16 protein-coding genes are annotated in these 22,298 nt (G+C 46.6%); 2 read left to right on the top strand and 14 right to left on the bottom strand.

The window, feature by feature from the left end; genetic code table 11:
* Window positions 1-23 precede the first annotated feature (23 nt).
* The 12 genes from HPY27_RS11200 to HPY27_RS11145 all read right to left on the bottom strand — a co-directional run bounded on the left by HPY27_RS11200 (window position 24) and on the right by HPY27_RS11145 (window position 17,658).
* Window positions 24-1,043 (bottom strand): ABC transporter substrate-binding protein, encoded by a 1,020-nt coding sequence (locus tag HPY27_RS11200; RefSeq protein WP_174225017.1) that lies wholly within the window; start codon window positions 1,041-1,043, stop codon window positions 24-26.
* Window positions 1,044-1,160: 117 nt separating this feature from the next.
* Window positions 1,161-2,738, bottom strand: coding sequence for a helix-turn-helix domain-containing protein (locus HPY27_RS11195; protein ID WP_174225132.1), 1,578 nt, complete (start codon window positions 2,736-2,738; stop codon window positions 1,161-1,163).
* A 124-nt stretch (window positions 2,739-2,862) separates the two neighbouring features.
* Window positions 2,863-4,923: a Fe(3+)-hydroxamate ABC transporter permease FhuB gene (gene fhuB, locus HPY27_RS11190; protein ID WP_173622679.1), complete on the bottom strand. Its 2,061-nt coding sequence runs from the start codon at window positions 4,921-4,923 to the stop codon at window positions 2,863-2,865.
* A gap of 20 nt (window positions 4,924-4,943) precedes the next feature.
* A complete protein-coding gene (locus HPY27_RS11185) occupies window positions 4,944-5,963 on the bottom strand; it encodes an ABC transporter substrate-binding protein (RefSeq protein ID WP_174225016.1) in 1,020 nt (339 codons plus the stop codon).
* A 460-nt stretch (window positions 5,964-6,423) separates the two neighbouring features.
* Complete coding sequence (locus tag HPY27_RS11180; RefSeq protein ID WP_174225015.1) at window positions 6,424-7,047, bottom strand: hypothetical protein; 624 nt, start codon at window positions 7,045-7,047, stop codon at window positions 6,424-6,426.
* 223 nt (window positions 7,048-7,270) lie between these two features.
* Window positions 7,271-9,148 carry an FtsX-like permease family protein gene (locus HPY27_RS11175; RefSeq protein WP_174225014.1) on the bottom strand — a complete coding sequence of 626 codons (1,878 nt, stop codon included), beginning with the start codon at window positions 9,146-9,148 and terminating at the stop codon, window positions 7,271-7,273.
* A gap of 13 nt (window positions 9,149-9,161) precedes the next feature.
* Window positions 9,162-9,929 carry an ABC transporter ATP-binding protein gene (locus HPY27_RS11170; protein ID WP_017249903.1) on the bottom strand — a complete coding sequence of 256 codons (768 nt, stop codon included), beginning with the start codon at window positions 9,927-9,929 and terminating at the stop codon, window positions 9,162-9,164.
* A 176-nt stretch (window positions 9,930-10,105) separates the two neighbouring features.
* Window positions 10,106-11,113, bottom strand: coding sequence for an ABC transporter substrate-binding protein (locus HPY27_RS11165; RefSeq protein ID WP_174225013.1), 1,008 nt, complete (start codon window positions 11,111-11,113; stop codon window positions 10,106-10,108).
* Window positions 11,114-11,272: 159 nt separating this feature from the next.
* Window positions 11,273-12,724 (bottom strand): polysaccharide deacetylase family protein, encoded by a 1,452-nt coding sequence (locus HPY27_RS11160; RefSeq protein WP_174225012.1) that lies wholly within the window; start codon window positions 12,722-12,724, stop codon window positions 11,273-11,275.
* 130 nt (window positions 12,725-12,854) lie between these two features.
* Window positions 12,855-14,084, bottom strand: coding sequence for an efflux RND transporter periplasmic adaptor subunit (locus tag HPY27_RS11155; RefSeq protein WP_174225011.1), 1,230 nt, complete (start codon window positions 14,082-14,084; stop codon window positions 12,855-12,857).
* A gap of 20 nt (window positions 14,085-14,104) precedes the next feature.
* A complete protein-coding gene (locus tag HPY27_RS11150; RefSeq protein ID WP_174225010.1) occupies window positions 14,105-17,236 on the bottom strand; it encodes an efflux RND transporter permease subunit in 3,132 nt (1,043 codons plus the stop codon).
* A gap of 38 nt (window positions 17,237-17,274) precedes the next feature.
* Complete coding sequence (locus HPY27_RS11145; RefSeq protein WP_017249898.1) at window positions 17,275-17,658, bottom strand: MarR family winged helix-turn-helix transcriptional regulator; 384 nt, start codon at window positions 17,656-17,658, stop codon at window positions 17,275-17,277.
* A 228-nt stretch (window positions 17,659-17,886) separates the two neighbouring features.
* Here HPY27_RS11145 and HPY27_RS11140 point away from each other — a divergent pair, with 228 nt between their 5' ends.
* The gene (locus HPY27_RS11140) at window positions 17,887-19,053 is read left to right on the top strand and encodes a sensor histidine kinase (protein ID WP_173622673.1); all 1,167 of its coding nucleotides are present in this window, start codon (window positions 17,887-17,889) and stop codon (window positions 19,051-19,053) included.
* Window positions 19,054-19,085: 32 nt separating this feature from the next.
* Complete coding sequence (locus HPY27_RS11135) at window positions 19,086-19,799, top strand: response regulator transcription factor (protein WP_017249896.1); 714 nt, start codon at window positions 19,086-19,088, stop codon at window positions 19,797-19,799.
* 90 nt (window positions 19,800-19,889) lie between these two features.
* On the opposite strand, the gene HPY27_RS11130 is transcribed toward HPY27_RS11135, so the two are convergent.
* Window positions 19,890-20,348, bottom strand: coding sequence for a GNAT family N-acetyltransferase (locus HPY27_RS11130; protein WP_174225009.1), 459 nt, complete (start codon window positions 20,346-20,348; stop codon window positions 19,890-19,892).
* A gap of 131 nt (window positions 20,349-20,479) precedes the next feature.
* Window positions 20,480-22,201: an amidohydrolase gene (locus tag HPY27_RS11125; protein WP_017249895.1), complete on the bottom strand. Its 1,722-nt coding sequence runs from the start codon at window positions 22,199-22,201 to the stop codon at window positions 20,480-20,482.
* Between the last annotated feature and the right edge of the window lie 97 nt (window positions 22,202-22,298).

Below are 22,298 nucleotides of genomic sequence, written 5' to 3'. Positions count from 1 at the left end.
TTGGCTTTGACGTCGTATTCTTCTTACTTCACATCGAGGCGCTTCATGATATCTTCGAGCAGCAGATTCGCCGCCTTGATGCCGCCTGCTTTGTTCCAAACCGTTTCGTCTACTTGGAAAACTTGATTGGTCTTCGCCACATTCAGAGATTTGAAGACTGGGCTTTCCATCCATTTTTTCGCGTTGTTCGCAATGTCTTTAGATTCTTTCGTTGGCTCCGTTACCCAGTAGAACAGGATGTCCCCGTCCATAGCGGACATACCTTCTTCGCTGATCATTTCTGCAAAGTTGTTTACGTCCTGGGAAGCTGGACGTGCGAGTCCAAGCTGATCGAGCAGCACACCGCTAAAGGTATCTTTTTGATAGATTTGTACGCCTTTTTTGGAGAATTTCGCTACGGATACTTTAGTAGAAGCTTTAGGACCCAGCTTTGCTTTCGCAGCAGCTACACGGTCGTCGAATTCTTTCAGAACTTGCTCGCCTTCCGCCTTCTTGTTCAGTGCTTCTGCATAGAGCGTGAAGTTGCTTTTCCATCTACCAGACAGCTCTTCAGAGAATACGGTTGGAGCAATTTTGGACAGTTGATCGTAAATCTTTTCATGACGTACTTTGTTTCCGATGATCAAATCAGGGCTCAGGCCTACAATCGCTTCGAGATTGGGCTGGTCTTCGAAGCCCAACACTTCTACACCTGTCATCTCATCTTTAATGTGAGGATACCAAGGATCTTCATCCCAGGATTGTACAGCAGCGATTGGCTTAACGCCAAGTGCAAGCAAGGCTTCGGTACCTTCATTAGTCAAAATAACCACGCGTTCTGGTGTTCCTTTAATTGGAGTGGTGCCCATTGCGTGTTTCACTTCACGTACTTCATTAGAATCGGCTGGTGCTGGAGTAGCCTCAGTCGTCGTTCCCGATGCAGCTGGCGTCTGTTGAGCTTGATTGGCATTGCCTCCGCAACCGGCAAGGACAACCAGCAAGCACAGCGCGAAGAAGCTGGTCATGATGTGGCGCATGGTACGTAAACTGGTCTTACTTTTCATATCGAGAGTGCCCCCACTTCTGCTTATCAACTTAGTGATAACAATTATCAATTGATAGTATATAGAGACTCCTCTTACTTTTCTATGGACATGGTTGTCTAATTACCATGGACCAGATTACCCCTGTGTGACCTGGAGAAAATACGCTATGCTCCTTTGAATCGTATGCTCTCTGCCAAAAGGTCCCCATGGGTCCCATTCGTGATTGGCGGGATGGTAGACTTTATTTTCCCGCACCGCACGCAAGTCTCTCCACAGCGGGTTGTTCCACAGCGCTGCCACATGCTCCCGCTCACTCCAGAACACGATGATTCGCTCCGGATTCAATTCGATCAGATCGTTGAGCGCATGGGGTTTATACGCTGCATGGGTCACAGTCGGATCAGGCGCAAATCCAAGCTTGTGATAAAATAAGTCTGCGAGGGCGTGTCCCTCTACACCATATAGTCGCACCTCATCCGCAAGCACGCGAATCATCGTCCATTCACCCGTGCGTGTAACCGGCAGTAGTGCATCTCTTGCTTGTTTTTCCACTTTGTCGATATGCTTGATAATTTTCTCAGCCTGACTCTCTTTCTTGAAGAGCGTCGCCAATTTGGTTTGGTAATCAATCCAGTTTGGATAACCGTCAAAGGAGATTGTTCCTTTTATTTTCTCCCAATCTCCTGCCTCTCGATTGTGGAAAAAATTCATCCTGACGATCACATCAGGCGACAAAGTCAAAATCTCTTTCGGATCGATCAACTGCTCTGCATTCAGTGCTTTTGTCCCGCGCAGCTTTTGTTGCAAATAAGAAGGAAAGCCCGTCCTCGTTTCAAAGTAGTTCGGGAAGGAGGGGGCAGCAATCGGCTGAATGCCCATCGCAAGAAAATGATCCTGCAAAAACAGCTTGCTGACCACGACTACCCGCTGGTCACTTTGCTTCATATAAATTTGCGGCGACAATCCTTCTCGTTTTTTGAAGAGTCTACTAAAATACAGCTCATCGGCATACCCTACGTTACGAGCCACATCCTTCACACTTGCTCCAGAATGGGCAAGCAGCTCCTTGGCCTGCTCCATCCGCAACCCAGTCAAATACTCCCCAGGTGTCATTCCCGTCGCACGTTTGAAAGCACGGCAATAAGAGCTAGGGGTCAACCCCGCCAGTTTTGGCAAGCTTCCCAATTCTAGTGACTCGCGGTAATGTTTTTGCATGTAGGCGATGGTCTCCTCAATCGCTCCAATGCCCTTTTCCTCTTTCTTTTTCTGTTCATCATGAACAATACCAAGCAGCTCGTAGAGCAATGCTTGGCTCCGCAAAAAAGAAGAGTAGTCCCGCTTCCGTGTCAAATGAGAAAGCTCCTCCAATACCGTCAGAAATGAGGCAGGAGTAGAGACAGCCAAAACCTTGGCTTCTTTTCTCTCGGGAGCGCTCTCGTGCTGATCGTGTCTCGCTTCCACGTAATGCAGCCTGTATATGTGCAACGGTCCTGATTGGCACCGTAATTCTTCTATCTTCGTCGTCGGGCGCAACAACAATAGCTTTCCGGCGTCGAGCACCTGCTTTTGACCATCAACCGTAATCTCTGTACTTCCTTCTGCCACATAGCAAAGGACATGGGTGTTTACCTCCACCTGACGCAGGTGAAAATTTTTCAATCGCTGTTTGCGAAAGGCGGTCATCAAAAAGCCAGGATAATCTTGATTCATCATCAACAGATTCACATCCTTCTATCACCGGAAATAGCAAGAAAAAGTAGACAAGCTGATTGCCAGAATCAGCCTGTTCTACTTTCATCATGTTGGAGATCTTTCTATTTGGCAAGTACCTGCCTATCTATTGTGAGGAACGAGTCGAACGGAACATCAGCAAGAACAGATAGGGCGCGCCTAGCAACGCCACTACGACCCCCGCCGGAATATCTTTCGGGATCATGACGATCCTTCCTAGCAAATCAGAAGCAGCCAGCAATACAGCTCCAAGCATGGCGGAAACGACAACTGCTCGACGATGATGAGGTCCAACCAGCATACGTGCTGCATGCGGAGCGAGGAGGCCGATAAACCCTACGGCCCCGACACTGGCAACTGCCGCTGAAGCGAGCAGCACTGCAATGACTGCCACAGACAACCGCGTCATCCGGACCTTTAACCCCAATCCAGTCGAGCTCTCGTCGTTAAATGACAAGAGGTCCACCCGACGTCCTAACCACCACGCGATCGGTGCTAAAACGAGGATCGTAGGCAACAGACGGCCTACTTCCATCCATCCCCGCCCGTATGTACTTCCTGCCAGCCAAGTGAGTGCAGGCGCTGCCAAGATCATAGAATGTACGATCAAGATATTGATAAGGGCGGCACCTGCGGCAGAAACCGCAATACCTACTAGCGTCAAGATGATTGGATTGAGTCCCCTTCTCCAAGAGACCGCGTACACAATCGCAGCAGAGATGATTCCCCCTGCAACGGCCCCAAGCGGCATCCAAGCCGAGAGTTGAGGAAACACGAGGAGCACGACAATCGCGCCTACACCCGCACCGCTCGTGACACCGACAATCTGCGGATCAGCCAGCGGATTACGTACTGCACTCTGCATGAGACTTCCGCTGATCGCGAGTGCCACACCTGCCAACATCGCTGTCAACAGTCGCGGCATCCGAAGCTCATACACCAATTGACTGTACATCTCGTTTCCTTGTCCCATGAAAATGGCGATGATCTCTGTCCACGGAAGGTACAAGTTTCCGCTAGATAAGCTGAGCATCCAAACGACCACAAGCAGCACAGTAAGCATACACACAATCAACGGATACGAAACTTTGCGTTGTGCTCCTCCGACGCTCATCGAGCCTCCAGTTCCAGCACTCATACTGCGCGAGACACGCAAAGCAAGCCAGATCAACCATGGTCCACCAATAGCTGCCGTGATGGCTCCTGCTGGAAGTTCACCATAATGATTGATGAACATACGTGCAATCGTATCGGAAGCTACAAGCAGCGCTGCCCCCCAGATGGCACATAGCGGCAGCAGCCATCTATGCTGCGTGATACCTGACAATCGCACCAGATGCGGAGCCACGAGTCCGATGAATCCGATTGGCCCGACCACACTGACACTAACACACGTAACCAAGATCGCAATAAACATGGTGAAAAGCCGTGTTTTTGCCACCTTTTGCCCCAATGACTTCGCCGTTTCTTCATGAAGGGTAAGTACATCGAGCTGCCTGGCCATGAACAAGCTGACCAAAATCCCAGCTACAATCCAAGGCCAACTGAATTCTACACCCGACCAGTCATTTTGCTTCAAGGAGCCTGAGCCCCAGAGGAAAATGCCATTTGTCGTCTCTTCATTAAACAAGATGATGGCACTCGTCAAGGAGGAGTACACCAAGGTGACAATCATCCCGGACAATGCCACACGCACTGGCGTACCTTTGCGCCCGCCAGACATGAAGTATACGGTAACGGCTGCGAGTATTCCGCCCAGCATCGCAAATGGAAGCGGGTGTTCATGCAAGAATGATGGCAAAAACACCATCCCGAACACTACGAAGAAATAGGCACCTGCATTTACGCCAAGTGTCGTTTCCGAAGCGAGCGGGTTTCGTGTTACCGTCTGCATCAATGCTCCGGCAATAGCCAATGCTGCACCAGACAAAAGCCCCATGACCGTTCTCGGAAGCCTGACACCTTGTATCATATGGTGATCGGAAATGTCTTGCGGATCAATAATGGCCTGTACAACAGAACGCAGAGAAATGTCTGCCATCCCCTGTGTCAAACTGACAAATGTAAGCACTAATAGAGCGACAAGTCCACTCCCTACCATCAAGAACAATCTCCAGCCCCCTCTTTGTGAGGAAGTGGCTGGAGTGATGTCAGTTCGTGTGAACATTTTATTTTTGGCTAAACTCATTATTTTGCCAACAGATCTACAACTTTATTCGCAAGAATCTTTGCAGACATGGTACCACCATACGGCCACAAATCTCCGCCCAGGGCGTAGACGCGATTCTCTTTTACAAAAGTAAGACCGTTCCAAACCGGGTTGTTCTTCAATTGATTCTCAATCACGTTGTCATCAGCTTGAATGATATGGAGGAAATTCGCATCCTGCAACGCTGGAAGTGCCTCTACATCTGCCAATGTCATTCCTGTCTGCTCAAATTTCTTAGGCTTATACTTATTTGTCAGACCAATGTTAATCAAGATACTTGCTGCTGTAGAGTTATCCGTAGACAAACGGAATTCTACCGCATTTTGACTGCTGTAGCCCATCGCGAGGACAAATGGAACTTTATCTGCACCAGCTTTCGTCAGTTTATCTTTTGCTTCTGCATAAATCTTGTCGAGGTCTTTCAAAGCAACTTCGGCTTCTGCATTTTTACCCGTGATATCGGCAATTTGCTTGAAAATCTCGATCATTCGATCATACTGTGATCCCTGACCTTCAGCAGGATTCGTATCAAAAGCAATCGTTGGAGCAATTTTGCTCATTTCGTCGTAATTGGCTTCTACATTTCGTTTAATACCGATAATCAAATCTGGCTTCAACATCATGATCGATTCCAGGTTTGGTGAAGTACGACTCCCTACATCCACTACTTCTGGAGCAATCTCCACAGGGAGCTTCACCCATTTTTTCATATTGGGAATATCTGCAATCCCTACAGGCTGAATACCTAGGGCCAACAAATGCTCTGCTGAGCTCCATTCCAATGCAACGATACGCTTAGGAGTGCCTTTGATAGTCGCCTCTCCCATCATGTGTTTCACTGTGCGCACTTGCTCTTCAGCCGGCTTCGCCGCGTCAGGTTGAGCTGTAGCAGCTTGGTTGGAACCAGATTGTGCAGTTGACCCAGCATTGCCGCAAGCAGCGAGCAGCAGCATTGCAGACAAAAATACAAGCATCACTGGTAGTTTCATAAGACGCATGGAAAATTTCCCCCTTACTTTTCTAGTTGTTGCTTCGAATGAGAAAGGATCATGGACATGATTTCCAATCAACCATTGATTATGATAATGATTATCATTATCTTTGTCAACTGTGGGATGTGTTCAAAGTCTTAGGCTCGCATGATCATTCGTTAACGAGTCTGTAGCCAGACGGCCCCATGCTGTACCTTTTTTGTATTTCGATCAGATCTCGTGGCGAAATACTCGCGCAGCTTTTTTTCGTCAGGCCCTATCAGGTATGTTTTGATTGGTGGAGCCGCTGTGTTAGCCGTAGCCGAAACCGGGGTCGAGGATACTTCATATGGTAGTGATAAAACGTAAAGGGGCTATCTAGAAAGTCAGTCTAAGCCGACTTTCTAGATAGCCTCACTCCAAAACAACTTTGGCATCTAAACAGGTTCAGTCTACAACACTATTTCCTACAAACAAAAATAGCAGATTAGAGCTCTTGCTTCTTCGTAGGAATAATCTCTCCCGTTTTCACATCTATTCCAATAGTGATAGATTGTTTGGGATCTTTTCCAGTAAACGTAAGGTTATATCTGCTAAATTTGTTTACAAAGCTATCTACAATATTGGCACTTGAAATCACATAGGATTTTGCTTCTGGACGTGAGGCATAGAATTTATCTACCCCGGATTTTACATTTGGGTATGATAGAACTGTAGCAGCATCCAATGATTGTATGGTATAGCTAAGGTTCCCCGTTTTCGAATCTATTGCAAAGTGAAAAAAGTTTTTTGAATCTTTTTCAAGTCTAATAACATACTTATCATACTCACCTTTTGAAACCACATCTTGATAAGCAATGATCTCATAAGATTTTGTTTCTGGAAACTGTGCATAGACGTTATCAATTGCTGCTTTCACAGCCTTGTCGCCAAGAGCTTCGGAAGCTGAGAGCTTTTTGTAAGTTCCTGCATACAATTCTTCGTTTTGAGCTACAGTCTTTTGAGTTGGCTTTTCATTTGCACTTACTACTAAAGCTCCAGATAGGGAAATCGCAGTAGCCAATCCTAAAGCTGCCAAACGTACGGATGTTTTTTTAATGTTTATTTTCATACCAATTCTCCTTCACGTTTATGATTTCTTTCCTAGGTATAAGTTAGAAAAAACTTCTAAAATATAAAGTGGGGTAAACTTAAAATTTTTATTAAAGTTCTTTGGTCATATAGCTTATCCCATGTTTTTGTCCCTTTAGCAAGTTAAATGGTCCCTTGCTTATAACGGTCCGTTTAAAAGACAAAAAATCCCCCTCAAATGAGGAGGATTTTTCCGATTAAGATTACGCTTCTTTTGGCAACACAATTCCACGATAAAGCTGAACCGTGATGTAATAGTAAATCGCATAGATCACAACGAAAATCAGCGTTGGAATCCAGATGTTCAGATACGGATCCAAGAGGATGAACGAGAACATCTCCATACCGATCAATACGTGCATTAGACCGATGATCGCCGGGAAAATGAATACCATGAACAGCTCTTTATAGATCGAGCCTACGAGCAACGATTGACGTACGCCGATTTTTCTCAGCATGCTGTAACGGTCTTTGTCACGAGCAGCCCCGGACAAGATTTTGAACATCAGGCAGCTCGCCATCATCGCCAGGAAGGCAATTCCGAGGAAGAAGCCCATGAACATCGTACCGCTTGTGAAAATGTACATGCCCGCATACGTGCTGTATTTGGAAGACGTATATACATCTTCTGCTTTTACATTAACGATAGACCCAATCAGTTGCTTTTGACGTTCATCCATTGCTTTTAATTCCTGCGTGTATTTCAAATAGTCGTCTACCTGAGCAAGGAGAACCTTGTGTTCACTTCCAGCGATCCCTTCATACGTTGCCTGATCGACAATGCGGACAGATTTTCCCTCCATCATCTGATAGTTGACGAAATTGGTAGAGATCGCATTTTCCCAATCCGCTGGAACCGGTTCGGCTTTCCCTCTCTCTTCTTTTGTCGCATTCATGACGTACACATTTTTCGGCAATGACTCTGTCACAAGTTTCGGCTTGTTGTCAGCAGAGTAATTTTGAATGCTGTTCGTGGAAATCATCAGCGGATTTGCCAGCAAGTCTTCCTTCAAGTAGTAATACGCCTTGTCGTCGACTTTGTATCGATACGTATTTTGCTCCAGGACGTTCATTTTTTTCAATGCCTGATAATCCGCTTCAACCGGATCATGCAGATTCGCGTCATACACATGGAACACCGTGGTAAACAAATTGACGTTTTGCTGGAACGCCAAGCCCCCTGCCATCGCCCCGACACCAAGCCCGATCAACATTGCTACTGTACCAAGGATTTTGGTCAGGTTGTTCACCCGAAAGCGCAGCTGTGCAAAGGTAAACGCGTTCAACTTGCTATCATTCAACTTTCTATTTTTCTTCAAAGCCTGTACAAGAACTGGCAGCAACGAGATGAAAATCAAATACGTCCCGATTGTGCAGGAAATTGCCCCTACGATAAAGCCGAGTGCTTGCAGGTACATAAGCAGATGCAAGCATGTGTAGCCCAGAGCCAACAGGATAACTCCAAGGATGGCTACCAATACCGCTCCGATTCCTTTTGACTTGATTTTGTCATTTTGCTGCTCGGCACGGATGAGAGCGAGCTCAGTAGCACGAGCCAGACGAATAGCATTAATCGTGGAGGTGATCAGAAAGAGTACCAGGAAGAATCCCCATGTCATCAACATTGCCGGCAGATAAAAAGCATAGTAACCCTCTGTCGAGATCTCCAACAGATTCATGAGCAAGACACCGATGCCGCTCGCGAGCGCAATACCAACCAGGCTACCGATCACCAAGGAAATGATTCCCATCGTCAATGTTTCCAGGAACAAAATCTGGCTGATTTTCCCCTTCTTCGCCCCTAAGACCATGTACATTCCGAGCTCTTTGCGCCGTAGCGAGAGTAGGAATGAGTTGGCATAGAAGATATAAAAAATCGTGATAAACGCCAGCAGGAACGCCCCTACATTGAAAACGATCTGAATCGAAGAGATCATCGAGTTGTTCTTCGTGTAATCAGAATTGAGGGCAAGCGTCTGGAACATGTAAAAAATCGAAATAGAGATGACCAGACCCACGAGTAGAACCAGATAGTCCTTCATCATCTTCCGCATACTGGACAAGGATAGCTTTAAAAGCATGAAACGTTACCTCCTAGCGTACATCATGTGATGCACCTAGCTCGGCCAGTACATCCAGAATTTGTTTGAAAAATTGCTGACGATCCCCCGTACGTTGAATCTCGGTATACAGCTTACCGTCTTGAATGAACAAGATACGTTTGCAATAACTCGCAGAAAAAGCATCATGCGTAACCATCATGATGGATACTTGGTGGTTCTCATTCAAATCTGTCATCGTTTCCAGCAAGCTTTTGGCATTCTTCGAGTCGAGGGCGCCCGTCGGTTCGTCTGCCAGCAAAATCGCAGGGTCATGCACAAGTGCGCGTGCTGCTGCTGCGCGTTGTTTTTGTCCCCCGGAAATTTGAACCGGATATTTTTGCAAAATCTCTTCGATCCCGAGTGTTTGTGCTACTTTACTTACTTTGTTGCTGATCTCTTTGGAAGGGACACCTTGCAGAGACAACGGCAATGCAATGTTCTCATACACGGACAAATTCTCTAGCAGATTGAAATCTTGAAAGATAAAGCCGAGCTTTTGCGAGCGAAAATCTGCGAGCTGGTCACGCTTCATCTGTGTAATGTTCGTTCCCGCAATTTCAATAAAGCCTTGCGTTGGACGATCCAGTGTGGAAATCACGTTGAGCAGAGTCGTTTTACCCGAGCCGGATGGACCCATGATTCCAACGAACTCTCCTTTATCTATGGTCATCGATACGCCTTTTAGGGCATGCGACTGGCTTTCACCTTTTGTCCCATATATTTTTTGAACGTCTTTCACTTCTAGTACAGCAGTACTCATTCTACGTTCCTCCATTCTATCTATTGGCTAGCGTTCGTTGTTTCCGTCGCTATTAACTGTAACCAAATTCCAGAATCGGAGCTATTGATGTTCCTTACAGTTTTCTTTACATTTTGTAAGGTTTATTTCGTGAGACGAAAAAAAGCCATCCGACGAGGGATGGCTTCCGTGATAAGCTATTTTTTTCTTTGTTTCTCTTCGTGCCTTTTGATCAGCATATCTACGAACATATCAATATGTGCTGTGATCGCGATTGGGTCATAGCGATAGAATGTATCGTAGTCGTTGTAGAAAATCTGATTGTTTTTGGCAGCAGCGGTCGCATTCCAGACAGCCGACTCCTGTAAGGTTTTCAAGGCTTCGCTATTCTTTTCCGGGTTGTAGAAAGTCACGAACATGTAATCCGCAGCGTATTCTGGCAAGGTTTCCATGGACAGCTGTACGGTTTGTTCTTTGGATTTGCCTGCGTGCGGCATTTTCAGCTTCAATGCATTGTACACCGTTTGACCACCGCGTCCTGCGTTGTCACCGAAGATCCACAAATCTCCTTTGTTGGTCAGCTCGTAGAGACCGACAGTCGCATTCTCATCCACGATACCTTTCAACTTTTCGCGACCCTCGGCAGCCTTCTTGTCAAAGTCTGCAATGAACTTGTCTGCCTTTTCTTTATCGCCAACCACTTCTCCGAACAATTTGACCGTATCGTAAATGTTTGTCGCCGTACCGTACGGGAGATATACTGTTGGAGCGATTTTGGACAAGGCTTCATAATTATCATCATACATGACGACAATGAGGTCAGGAGCGAGCTCTAACGTTTTCTCCACATTGATTCGCGGGCTACCTACGTCCTGCGCATTTTTTAATTGTTCAACAGTAAACGGGCTTTTGAAAGCTTCTGTCTCTGCACCGATGACGTTTCCGCCTACTGCAATCAACTCGCCTGCGTAGTAGTCGGTCACAATACGTTGTGGCTTGTCAGGAATTTGAATCGTCCCTTTTGGTGTTTCGATACTGCGCATTTTGTTCTCAGTAGGGGCTTCTGTTGACTTGTCAGCTGGCTTGGAAGCAGAATCCGTCGCAGGTGCTGACGTTGTCGTATTTGCTCCACCACATGCTGTCAAAAAAAGCGAGAACACAAAAATGACAGCAAGGACAGCTTTTATTGTTTTGTTCGGAATCATGATGAGCCTCCCTTATGTATGTTTGTAAGATAAATGTAAGTAATGATTTTATCGATATTGATTATCATTATCGTCAAAACTATAACAAAGAGTATTTTTACTGTCAATCGCCCGAGCTTTGCGAAAATAGACAAAAAAAATCCCTTTCTGAGAAAGGGATTAGTTACCGGAGCGGCTTTGTTTGATCATATCGTCCATCTTTACAAAGGTGTAGCCTTTGCTTTTCAGGCTTTTCAATACAATCGGGAGTGCCTCAATCGTGTGGATGTCATCGAGCATATGCAGCAAAATGACACTGCCATTTTTCGTCTTGCTCATGACGCCATTTACAATATCTTGGGCACTGTTTTTCTTGTCCCAATCCAATGTGGTGACATCGTACAACGCAATGACCTTGTAACCCGTGGCTGCAATCACTTTGGCTGTATGATCGTCTACTACGCCAGTCGGCGGACGGAACAGCATGACAGGCTGCTGTTGAATCGCTTCGGTAATCACCTGGTGTGCTTTGACCACGTCCTTCTGCAATTCCTCCGCTGTCAGCGTCGTTATGACCGGATGGTTATAAGAATGGTTTGCCACATCATGACCACCCTCCACCATCGCTCTCGCCAAATTCGGGTTGTTCTCCACCCCTTTTGCTCGCAAGAAGAAGGTCGCTTTGACATCATGCTCTGCCAAAATGTCTAATAGTTTCGTTACGGTTTTGTCGCTTCCCCAGTCGTCAAAGGTTAACGCGATCTGTTTTTTATTTGTGTCGACTTGATAGACGAGCTCATACTTGGCATTTTCGAATTGCGGATTCAATTTTACTGCGTCAAAGCCTGGTATTTGTTCCAGCCGCTTGCGTTCACCGCCGTTTTTCACCATCTCACTGAGCGGGACAAACTGGTAGCCGATATCCGCTGCTGCCTTGGCGATCAATGGAATTGCAGGAATCACCTCAGGATTGATGTCTGTATTGAGTGAGATAATGCTACCTCTGGACATGTAGCGAGCTATGTAATCTCCGATGGTTTTGGCGTCTTTCTGCAAATCACGGTCCTTCGGGTTGATATTGTAGCTGACGACCGCTTCCATCCCGAGATGGGCGGCTGCCAAACGAACGTCATCCGTCACATCGCCAGATTTGGTTCGCACATAGCGAGGCGAAATACCCGTCTCGCGTTTGATTACCTCATTACTCAACTGAATCTCCCGATAGATCTGCTCGTAGCTGAGCTTGCTCATGTCCAGTTGATTCAGTGTGTTGTTTTGGATTTCATGACCGCGGTTCAAAATTTCCTTGGCGATGTTTGGTTCCTCGGCGACACGCATGCCTGGGAGAAAAAAGGTTGCTTTGATCTTATGAGCATCTAGCTGCTCCAAAAGACTTTTCATCATCTTATCATCGCCCATGCCGTTAAACGTCAGAGCTAGTTCCTTGCGCCCCGTGTATACTTGAGACAACACCTTACTTTTTTCACCCGTGTAACGGGTAATTTTCTGTTTCTTCTCTATCTTCTGGCGCTCAGTGGATTCATCTTTGCTCGCAAACATCGAGCATCCGGAGACGAGCACGACTGTCATGAGCAGGACAATCCCTTTGCACAGTTTGGTGGAAATAATCATTTATGACTCCTTATCAACCGCCATAACTAAAATTATACTCTGTTTGGCAATTTTGGTAGAGTAGATAATTTTTCCATTTGATAACAAAAAGAGGCAGATTTGCTCCGCCTCTTTTTTCTTCCATTTCTGCTTACTCCTGAATACTCACCTTGCCGCCATCCACAAGCAGCGTCTGTCCTTTTACCACGACTTTATCTCCATTCGCTAGGCCAGATACTACTTCAATCAACTCGCTTGTCGAATTGCCCGTCGACACTTCCACTTGCTTGGCTATTTCCCCTTCTAGCTTGAACACATATTGTCTGCCTTCACGATCAAATACCGCCTTGCGAGGAATGACCAGTGACTTCGCTCCTTCTGAGCCTTGTGGGAAAGTAACATTCACGACCATATCGGACTTCAATTCATTGGAAGCATTCGGGATCGTGATTTCTACTGGATAGGCTTTGAGCTGCGAATCCATGACCGGACTAATTGCCGTTACATTTGCATCAATCGTTTTGCCTGTAGACTGCACGTATACTTTGACAACTGTTCCCACTTTTACTTTCGTCACATCTGCTTCGGACAAATTCGCTTTGACCACAAGTGGATTCGTTTTGACGACAGTCACAATGGGTTGCTGTCCTGTCATCTGTCCTACTGCTCCAGTCACGCTTGCGACAAATCCGTCGATTGGGGAGACAACCGTTGCATTCGCCAATTGCTCGCGAGCATTTTGCAGTCGGACCTGTGACTCCGTTACGCTCGCTGCCGATACTTGCACACCTGTTTTTTGTTTCGCGCCTTGCAGCTTCTGTTGTGCATTGTCGTAGGAAATTTGGGCTTTTGTGAGCGTTGTATTTGCCTCTTCCATTTTCTCAGTAGCAATCGCTCCCTCTGCAAGCAGCTTCTGATTACGTTGTTGATTCAGTTTGGCGTCAGCAAGCGCTCGTTCTGCTTCCGTCAAATCATTTTGTGCTTCAACCAAACTTTGGTTAGAGGTGTTGCCTGCTTGGGTTAAGTTCGCTTTTGCCACACTAAGAGATGCTTCTTGTTCTCTTACACTGTTAGACAGCTCATTCGTATCGAGTGTAAACAATAATTGTCCTTTTGTTACGGCCTGACCCAGCTTTACTGGGAGAGATGCAATTTTCCCGCTAGTTTTTGGTGACATTTGGACTTCCTCACTCGGTGCCAATTTTGCTGTCAGTCCAGACTCAGATGTGACCACACCTTGTGCCACTGTTGCAACCTGTACAGGGGTAACCGTTTCTGCTGGTTGGGCAGCAGTCGTCGTCGCATCCTCCTGGCTTGCGCAGCCTGTGACCAAGGTAAGGGAAAGTAGCGCCACAATCGCGATTCTTTTATTTATGATCATGAATGGTTCCTCCTCTTTTCTCATGCATTTGTCGATTCCAAAGTGGCAAGGCTTTTCTTTTCCTGCTTTTGCTTGCGTTTGTTGCGTCTCTTTTGTCCCATCTCGTCAAACCATACGGTAACCACAGGTACGAGTATCAGTGTGATCATGGTGGAGAAGATCAGACCATACATGACAGTAGTAGCCATTGGCGCTTGCAGTTCTAAACCAGACCCAGCAGCAACGGAGAGCGGAGCAATAGCCATAATCGTCGTGAGGGTTGTCATCAAAATCGGGCGCAGACGAGCAGGCCCCGCATGTAAAATCGCTTCATGTAACTCCCAACCCTTTGCACGCAACTGGTTGATCAAGTCGATTAACACAATCGCATTGTTCACAACCAGACCGATCAGCAAAATGTACCCGATCAAAACAGATACGGTAATAGGCGTACCTGTAAACAAAAGCCCCAATATGACCCCAGTAAGGCTCGGAGGAACCGAGAACATGATGATAAATGGACTAAAGAGTGATTCAAACTGAGCAGCCATGACCATGTACACAAGCACGACGGACAAGACAATCGCGAGACCCAGATTCACAAAAGAATTTCCCATATCCTCGCTTTGCCCGCCCATTTCGATGGTGTATCCGTCCGGAACATTCAGCTTATTGATAATACTCGTAATTTCCGTCGAGGCCGCTTGCAGGTTATCCCCGATCAAATCGCTTGTGACCGTCACTTCACGCGTCATGTTTTTGCGCTCAATCGATGGCGGTACATCGACTTTGCTGATGGTCGCTACGGATGTGAGGCTGATTTGAGCGCCCGTCGGCGTGGAAATACGCAAGTTCTTCAAGTAATTAATATCTTCCTTATAGTCTTCTGGCAGCTTGAGATTGATATCAATTTCATCTTCGCCCGTACGATACTGGGTAACCGTTTGACCTTGGAAAGAAGTTCGCACAGCAGAAATGATTTCATTTGTTGTCAATCCGTACAAACTCGCCTTCTCTGTATTGACCTTCACATCGAACTCCTGACTCATTTCCTGAACACTGGTAGATACGTTCATCGTTCCCGGTACCTTGGCTATTTCCCCTTTCACAATCTCGCTCAGTTCCGTTAAGACGTCCAGATCATCTCCGCGAATTTCAATCGAGATAGCTGGTCCGCCCCCCATACCACCGGAAAGGGATTTCACCTTGATATCTGCTCCTGCAATATGCTTGACTTGCTCTTGCAAACTCACAGCAATTTCCTCTGTTGATCGCTTTCTTGTAGAAATCTCTCCAATTTGCAGATCGATCGTTGCGTTATGAGAAGTAGATGCACCGCTCTCTGAAATACCGTCGCCACCCCCGACCGAGGACTTGACCAATTTCTTTTCTGGCACTTGATTGACCACTTCTTCTACCTGCTTCATTACTTTTTCAGTTTCCGTCAAGACGGTACCCTTTGGCAGCTTGATCTCTACCTGGATTAATCCTTGATCCATATCTGGGAAAAATCCTGCGCCGAGAGATGGAACTAGCATTAAGGAGCCAATCAACATGGCAAAAGCAGATCCAATCACCGTTTTTCGATGACCCAATGCCCATTTGAGCACCCTTTGATAGCCTTTTTCTACTTTATGGAACCCGATATTAAACCAGATCAACGGATTGATGCCTCGATAGTTTTCGTGATTCGTATGCTCCGGTATTGTTTTTAACATACGAGCACTCATCATCGGAACCAGCAAGAACGTGAAAACGAGTGCTGCGATGTGTGAGAAAACGACCGTCAAAGCTAACGGTGCGAACAGCTCAGCAACCAGACCTTGTGTCAGTGCAATCGGTAAGAATACGCAAATTTGTGCCAATGCGGAAGCCATTACTGCCGTTCCTACTTCTTTGGAACCGACCAATGCCGCTTCCATCATGCTCTTACCCTGTTCCCGCTGACGGAAAATGTTTTCCAGCATAACGACCGCAAAGTCTACTAATGATCCCAATCCGAGTGTGAGACCTGCTAGGGAAATCAAGTTGATTGTTTGACCCGTCATGTACATCAAGAGGAAGGTCGATATGATCGATACAGGCAGGACAATGACCGCAATGAGCATAGACGACAGACTGCCCAAGAAGAAGAACAGCATGAGTACACCAATGGCACCACCTGCCAGAGCATGTACCACCGTGTTGTCAACAGAGCTCTGGATGTATGTGGAGGTATCGAAAACGATACGTGTTTCTACATTTGCTGGAAGCGTGCTATTAATCTTCTCTAGCTCTGCCTTTACGTCTTTCGCGATTTTGATCGTATTGCCTCCGGTGCCTTTCATCACAGCAACTGCCAAGCTCGGCTTTCCATCAACGTAGCTCAGCTCGGTCACTTCTTTGATCGTGTCTGTTACTTTCGCGATATCGCTTAATCGGATGAAGCTTCCACCGACAGAGATCGGAGTGAGTGCAATGGTGTCCACATTGGTGAATTCTCCTTGCACGCGGATACTGGTCTTTCCGTCACCTTCCCGTATCGCACCAGCTGATCCAGATACATTGCTGTTTTCTAGTGCTGACTTTATTTGATCCAATGTCAATCCATAGGCAGCTAGTTTGGCGGGGTCCACGATGATGTCGACGATTCGCTCTTGCCCACCTGTCACAGTGACAGAAGCGACACCGTTAATTCGTTCCAAGCGGGATTTAATTAAATCATCTGCGACTTTTTTCAGTTTGTTGACATCTTGATCGCCAGTTACAGCCAGGTCAATAATCGGCTGGCTCGTCGGATCAAATTTCAACACCCTTGGTGAACCAGCTGATTCAGGCAAGCTCCCTCGGACCAAATCTACTTTATCTCGCATATTCAGCGTCGCTTGATCCATGTTTGTTCCCCACTTGAAATGGAGGATGACCGAGGATGAGCCATTAACAGAAGTTGATGTGATCTTGTCTAAATTCGGAACCGTGCCTAGAGCATTTTCCATCGGTTTGGTAACCAGCTTTTCTACCTCAGCTGGAGCCGCCCCCTCTACAGAGGTAACAACTACGGCGACCGGAGAAGTCAGCGATGGCATCAATTCAATAGCCAAGCGAGGAAAGGTAACCAAACCAAAAATGAAGATCGCTACGGATATCATAATCATCGTGACCGGACGTTTAATGGACAGTTCTGATAAATTCAAAATTTTCTCACCTCTTCTTTTGTAGAGAGCTCAGCGTATCAGCTCAGTATTTCTTTCTCCAAAATAAGCGCGCGCAAGGAATGCAGCGATGCAGGTGTGCAAGCACTTCCTTCTTGTCCCGTCCAATTCGCTGGCACACGCTCCGTCAATGCTGCCCACACAATTCTCCGATCCGATTTATCACGAAATCTGCGCACCAAGTTCATCTGTTCCAACCGACTGATTAAACCTGAGGTCGTACTATACGAAAGATCAATCGCCTTGCTGATTTCTCCCATTGTTTTCGGGCTGATCGCGATTTGCTCCAGAATGAGAACTTGTTGCCAGGTGATATCACTTGAATCCAATGCTTGCATGGAAAGCGTGGAAAACACGGTGCTCGTATCCCGTAGAATCTTCGCTAACTGAAACAGTTCGTTCATAAAAGCCTCCTACCCATTCTCTATTTTTCGGACTATCGTTCGGGGAGTTCCCCTCCACAGATCACATTGTACTTATACGATTCGTCCCCGAAGTCTATCGGGTAGTCAAATTGTGGAATTTGATTTTATCTATCCAGAGATAGAAGACCGTACACCCGGAGATAGACGACAGCGCATGCTAAAATGAAACTATAATGGGTACGTATTCCAAGAAAGGAGGTTGTCTTCTTGAACGCTTCAACTGCATCTTTACGTTCACGTTTCCTGCTTATTTGTTTTTTTGTATTGTTCTCATTTTTTCTCATTCCAACTGCTTACATGCATGAACCCACCATTCCCTTTATCATCACTCTGATCATTATCTTCTGCTTCCTGCTGGTGTTTCTCAGGCCCCAAAAAAATTGGAGACCTTTTCAAAAAGACATCGCCATTATCGTTCTTGGTACCGTGTCATTTATAAAGGTTCTATATGTAGGAGAAGAGGTCGGTCTATCCTTGCCATTGGTAGCTTTTATTGGATTTCACATTCTTGAACGCCGCCGATTGTACTATGCGATTTTTTTTGGCGCATGCTCCTTTTCTCACATGTTCTTTTATAAAGACTATATTTTTGAGGAGGTAGTAGGCTATGTCGTGGCCTATATCGGATGGTATATCGGCGCACGAGGATTATCTCTTCAAAAGCAAGCAAAGGAATCGAGTCAGCAGCATCTGAAACAATTGCAAGAGGCGCATGTTGAACTTCAGGAAGCTCATTCTGAACTTCAAGCAGCCTCTGTGAATACACTCCGTGCCGCTGTCCTGGAGGAGAGGACCAGAATCGCCCGTGATGTTCACGACGCCTTGGGACACAGTCTCACATCGTTAATCGTTCAATTGAATGCCTTGAAATACATGCTGCAAGGCGGACCGAGTGACGCACAGGAGGCTGTGCGAGACATGCTTTCGGTATCCAAGCAAAGCCTCGATGATATACGCTCGTCTGTACATACATTAGCCGCAGACAAATCCTCTCTGGGAATCTCACCGCTGCGTATACTCTTATCACGAGCCCAACAGCATACCAACATCAAAATGCATTTGATCAGTCCCAATCCAGATATTCCGCTCTCACAGCAGATGACCATTACGCTTTACCGGATTCTCCAAGAAGCTATTACCAATTCCATTCGACATTCGAATGCAACAGAGATTTTCATCTCAATTGAAAAAAAGCAAAACTTCCTATTCCTGTCTATTTGGGACAATGGGAATATTACGAATCATCATCAAATCAAACTAGGCTTTGGTTTAACAGGTATCGCAGAACAAACCAAGCAATTAAATGGAGACCTTTCCTATTCCATTCGAGAGCCCCACGGCTTTCAAATTGATATCAGCTTTCCGCTTTGGTAAACAAATAGCGATCTATACGGAGGAATGCCAGCATGGTAAATAAAATCAAAAAAGAGACCATTCGTGTGGTCCTGGTCGATGACCAAACGATGATCCGTCAAGGATTGGGGTATGTCATAAAAATGCAGAAGGATATGGAAGTAAGCGGAGAGGCTTCCAATGGAGAAGAAGCCGTGAAGCTCGTAGGAGAAGTCATTCCTGATGTAGTCTTAATGGATGTACAGATGCCAAACATGTCAGGAATCGATGCAACCCGAGAAATCACTCGCCTCCATCCTTCGATAAAAGTATTAATCCTCACAACCTTTGACACGTACGATTACATCGTAGACGGTATTCGGGCAGGTGCTATCGGCTATATGCTAAAGGATTCCGATTCACAGGATATGTTGGACCTCATTCGCAGGGCCCATCAAGGAGAGGCACTTTTCTACACGGCTACTGCTGCCAAGGCTCTAGCGGAGGTTCTACAGTGTCAACAAAAGAATCACGAGTCTGCCTCTCATTCTGACTCTGATGCTGAATCTGTACTTCCCCCTCTTGTCATGTTAGATCAGTTGACCGATCGAGAGCAGGACGTACTAGAGCAGCTATCCTACGGCAAACGGAACGATCAAATTGCGCAGCACTTGCTCATCTCCGAGGGAACCGTCAAGACGCATATCCATCGGATTTTGCAGAAAATGGGCGTAGAAGATCGTACACAGGCAGTTGCCAAGGCGATCCGGTATAAAATCGTGAAATAATAAAGGAAACGAAAAAAGCCCAAGCAAATAAGCCATGCTTGAGCGTTGACAGCTGATTGGAATAGACTGCAGCTATTCCCTACTCCGTACCTATCCGATCTCCACTTCCAACAACGGCAATACTCTTCCTGGGAACACGGTAGACACGATTTCTCCTACTCGCTTTGCTCCCCTCGACAAGTAAAACGGTTCTGCGTACGGGTCACTATGGATGGTGATGACTGAGATTTCTTGCTTTTGTGCCACTTCTACCATATGCTGCCACAGAGCCTTTCCGTAACCTTTTCCTACTGCCTCCGGTTCCATGAACAAAAAGCCTAACAGCCACTGCTCTTGCTCAGCATCCTTTTCCAAACTCATGAAGCCCTTGATGCTGCCCTCATCCTCTAGCACATATACTTCGTGTTTCTCGATATAGGCAGGTGATAGCGTCAGGTCGTCACGACAGGCCTCCATGAATTCATCACTGTATCCCCAATAAGCTTTGGAGCGATAGGCTAGCTCGCTCAGTTCGCTTGCTTCTTGTCCTTTTGCTCTGCGAATGTTCATCTTGACCCTCCCATTTATACAATTTTTGTAAACCATCTAGCGTTTACCTGATTCTTCACGTACAAAAAGAATCCTTCCCGCCCTCACGCACAAAAAAATGGTCATCGCAATGGACGACCATTTTTCCTCTCTTACTTTGCTTCCTTTTGACGATAGACTTCCTTCCCTTCAACCAAGGTCAGCACGACTTTCGCATCCTTGATTTGAGTGGCCGGAATTTTGAACAAGTTTTTATCGAGCACGATGAGATCTGCCTTCTTGCCGACTTCGATCGAGCCTGTGATATCATCCACGTGGTTGGCGTAAGCACCATCAATCGTGAAGCTGGCGATCATTTCAGCAAGCGTCGCACGTTCTTCTGGATTGGCGATTTTGCTCGGATCGGTTACACCATCCTCGATCCGCGTAATGCCTTGTTGAATGCCGTGCAGTGGATTGAATTCTGGCGTTACGATGTAGTCAGACGAAGAAGCTACATGCACCCCTTTATTCAGGAAGCTCTTCATCGGGTATTCTTTTTCTGCGCGTTCGCGGCCCAAGTACGGTACTTCGATCTCATCGTAGTAGCCCTCTTCCTGCATAAACCAGAACGGCTGCACGATTCCGACTGCCCCCAGCTTTTTGAAGCGCTCGATGTCTGATTCGTTGACCAGTTGCAAGTGAACGAGCGAGTGGCGAGCATCGTGCTTGCCATTTTGTTTTTCAGCGAGCTCCATACCGTCCAGTGCAATGCGGGTAGAAGCATCACCGATGGAATGGACGTGCAATTGGAAGCCTGCCTTGTCTACTGCGGCAGCTGTTTGATTGTAAACCTCTTGCTTCCAGATTAATTCTCCGTTTGTTTCTTTATGGACATACGGTTTTTCCAAGTAAGCGGTAGCGCCTTCTACGACACCATCCAAGAAGATTTTGACGGCGTTGACTTGGAATAGGGGGTTTTGATTGCGCTCACGGATTTTTACGAATTCTGCAACCTGTTCAGGTCCCTTTTCCGGATTCGCTGTCAATGCATTGCGGAAGCGGATGGTCAGCTTGTCCTCTTTCGCGAGCTCCTCGTATGCTTCCAATACGTTCGGATAGCGCAGCATATCCGGGTCGCGCACTGTAGTTACACCGCGTTCAACCGCTTTTTCTTGGTAAGCTTCAATTCCGGACTTGTATTGCTGTACGGTGTATCCGCCGATTTTTGACAGTACCAGATCCATGGCGCTTTCACGCAGCGTTCCAGAAGGTTCTCCTGTTTTCGGATCGCGCTCGATAATGCCGCCTTCAGGATTTGGCGTATCCTTCTTGATTCCGGCCAGCTTCAATGCTGCCGAGTTCACCCACAAAGAATGTCCATCATCCGAGGTCAGTGCGATTGGAGTCTTTGGGACAATTTTATCCAATACTTCCTTGCGTGGACCGATACCAGGTACTACCGGATTGCTCCAGCCGCGGCCTTGCAATGTTGGTTCGTTTGGATGCTCTTTTACGAATTTCTCGATGGTTGCAACATATTCCTCGACAGAGCCTCCGTCAAACAAATCAATGGAGAAAATGAGTCCCGTCGTTTTACTCGCATGCGTATGGCTGTCGATAAAGCCCGGCAACACCATTTGACCTTTCAGATCGATTACTTTTGTATCCTTGCCGATGTGTGCTTTCGCATATTCATCTGCGCCGACAAAGACGATTTCGTCACCGCGAATGGCCACTGCCTCTGCCCAGCTGTTCTTCATGTCCACTGTGTAGACCGTACCGTTGGTTAGCACGACATCTGCTGGCTGTTTTGTCTCTTGGGCGGCAAAAGCCGACATCGGGCTCATCAGCGCTGTGGCAAGCAATGCGCTGGTTAATTTTTTCCCAAACACGTTCAAATCCCACCTATCTATTTATCTAAGATGAAAAGAATGCCAAAACTGATTGTAGCATCGCAACTCTGAAAATTCCATGAATCCGGTCGAAAAT

The organism is Brevibacillus sp. HB1.1, assembly GCF_013332445.1.
Classification (GTDB): domain Bacteria; phylum Bacillota; class Bacilli; order Brevibacillales; family Brevibacillaceae; genus Brevibacillus; species Brevibacillus porteri.
The sequence above is the reverse complement of the archived record's forward strand: the minus strand, read 5'-3'. Positions and strand labels throughout refer to the sequence as shown.

Coding starts and splice junctions, on each gene's coding strand:
- HPY27_RS11200 (WP_174225017.1), bottom strand. CDS start 1,043: ATGAAAAGTAAGACCAGTTTACGTACCATGCGCCACATCATGACCAGC.
- HPY27_RS11185 (WP_174225016.1), bottom strand. CDS start 5,963: ATGCGTCTTATGAAACTACCAGTGATGCTTGTATTTTTGTCTGCAATG.
- HPY27_RS11145 (WP_017249898.1), bottom strand. CDS start 17,658: ATGAACGAACTGTTTCAGTTAGCGAAGATTCTACGGGATACGAGCACC.
- HPY27_RS11130 (WP_174225009.1), bottom strand. CDS start 20,348: ATGAACATTCGCAGAGCAAAAGGACAAGAAGCAAGCGAACTGAGCGAG.
- HPY27_RS11160 (WP_174225012.1), bottom strand. CDS start 12,724: ATGATTATTTCCACCAAACTGTGCAAAGGGATTGTCCTGCTCATGACA.
- HPY27_RS11180 (WP_174225015.1), bottom strand. CDS start 7,047: ATGAAAATAAACATTAAAAAAACATCCGTACGTTTGGCAGCTTTAGGA.
- HPY27_RS11155 (WP_174225011.1), bottom strand. CDS start 14,084: ATGATCATAAATAAAAGAATCGCGATTGTGGCGCTACTTTCCCTTACC.
- HPY27_RS11165 (WP_174225013.1), bottom strand. CDS start 11,113: ATGATTCCGAACAAAACAATAAAAGCTGTCCTTGCTGTCATTTTTGTG.
- HPY27_RS11135 (WP_017249896.1), top strand. CDS start 19,086: ATGGTAAATAAAATCAAAAAAGAGACCATTCGTGTGGTCCTGGTCGAT.
- fhuB (WP_173622679.1), bottom strand. CDS start 4,923: ATGTTCACACGAACTGACATCACTCCAGCCACTTCCTCACAAAGAGGG.
- HPY27_RS11175 (WP_174225014.1), bottom strand. CDS start 9,148: ATGCTTTTAAAGCTATCCTTGTCCAGTATGCGGAAGATGATGAAGGAC.
- HPY27_RS11195 (WP_174225132.1), bottom strand. CDS start 2,738: ATGATGAATCAAGATTATCCTGGCTTTTTGATGACCGCCTTTCGCAAA.
- HPY27_RS11170 (WP_017249903.1), bottom strand. CDS start 9,929: ATGAGTACTGCTGTACTAGAAGTGAAAGACGTTCAAAAAATATATGGG.